This is a genomic window from Shewanella sp. Sh95, from assembly GCF_001308045.1.
GTDB classification, from domain to species: domain Bacteria; phylum Pseudomonadota; class Gammaproteobacteria; order Enterobacterales; family Shewanellaceae; genus Shewanella; species Shewanella xiamenensis.
On record NZ_LGYY01000118.1, the window covers coordinates 1 to 1,692 of the forward strand.

Below are 1,692 nucleotides of genomic sequence, written 5' to 3' on the forward strand. Positions count from 1 at the left end.
GGAGGTACTCAGGCGGCCTGATTATCAAATCACGGAGAAAGAATTGCTGGCGGCCTGGGTATTATTCGCCAATCAGTTGCTCAAATATGGCTATGCTATGGCTGATTTATGAGGGGATCCTTCAGCACCAAACCTCTTTCCGTGGATGTCCCCAGTCTTCCTTACCTACTTCTTTAGGCTCTTTCCAAGACGGGTAACTTTCCAGAACAAGCCAATCACCTCCTTTATTATCTTTTACTTCAATCAACCCCTGCGGGTTATCCAACGTAGAAGTATCTTTTACCCAATCTTCAAAAGTACAATTCCACTCAAAAGCTTCTTTACTAATCCACCACTGATCTTCAATAGGTATGGATTTGTCTGCTGTATTTTTAAGTAGAATTGTTGGATCTATATCCCTTTCATAGGGCTCCCAAGGGCCTAAATAAGGATACTCTTCTCGTTCATCGCCGTATCCCTCATAGCGAATGTAATTATCAGAAAGCCTTGCCATGAATTCATGAAATGCGATCCATTGATACTTTTTCCCTATTCGTTCTTGGTATGGCTCGTGCCGCCCTCTACCTGTTCCAATGCCTCTATCAAAATCTCCATGCAAATCTGGAGACCAGCCTAACTCAATTACGCGATTAAAAATAAGGCGTTCAGCCAACCTAAGGTCAAAATGAGCGTCTGTATCTAATAAGTTATTATTGTGATCAAAGTAGGGCTCAATATCACCTTCATAAAGAGCTAGCAATTCCGCAGATAAAGCTTCTTTAAAAGCCAATATATTTGCCGATAGTACTTCATCTGTCTTCCTAGCTGTAGGGATTCTGAAAGTAAAGTATTCATCTATATCTAAATCATTTGAAGCATTCTCATAAATAAAAGGATCTATTGAATCAAATAATTGAAGTTGCTCTTCAGATAAGCGGCTCTTAAAATCATTAAAGATTTCTTCTCTATTTACAGGGATTTGGCCTAACCTATACCCAGACCAATCTGAATGGTTAGAGTTAGTGCCAATGGTGTACCTAGAGAAATCACCGCCCCCCATAACTGAACTCCACAAGTCCCAGTAGTCTTTCTCATCATAAAGACCTTTCAGCTCATCTTTAGTTGGTATGTCATCAGGCCATTCACTTTTGTATGGGGGCTTAGTTTTGGAAACTTCAATATTTTCTGTTATCAAACCAAGGTGTGAAACATACTCTATAATCTCTCTTGCGTAGTCTCTTAAGAGGAAATGTGGATATACATCCTCTGTATCAAAAACCTTTGTATAAACTATTTCAGCTACAGGGCCTAGCTCATGATGATCCTCTGTTCGCAATACACAACCTAAGGTAACAGCTAACACTCTTTCCCAAACATAAAGATCATCTACGCCATCAAATTTATCGATTACCCTAATCAATACTGGAATTCTATTTTCTAGCAAGTTAACTAATGCTTTTGTTGAACAATCCCTCAACTTTCGATTGCTTGAAGTTAAAAACCAACAAAGTGCAGTAGCAACTAACTCGATTGAATCATCAGATATGTAACTCTTATCAAAGCCACCCCAAGCCCAATCTATTAAGTGCTGAAGGATCCCCTCATAAATCAGCCATAGCATAGCCATATTTGAGCAACTGATTGGCGAATAATACCCAGGCCGCCAGCAATTCTTTCTCCGTGATTTGATAATCAGGCCGCCTGAGTACCTCC

At 39.9% G+C, this 1,692-nt stretch carries 1 protein-coding gene; it reads right to left on the minus strand.

The annotated features are described in order from the left end of the window. Positions 1-121: 121 nt before the first annotated feature. Positions 122-1,606: a hypothetical protein gene (locus AEA42_RS08975; protein ID WP_197278431.1), complete on the minus strand. Its 1,485-nt coding sequence runs from the start codon at positions 1,604-1,606 to the stop codon at positions 122-124. Positions 1,607-1,692 lie beyond the last annotated feature (86 nt).

Excerpts from the sequence above, each read along its gene's own strand:
- AEA42_RS08975 (WP_197278431.1), bottom strand. The coding sequence starts at position 1,606 with ATGGCTATGCTATGGCTGATTTATGAGGGGATCCTTCAGCACTTAATA.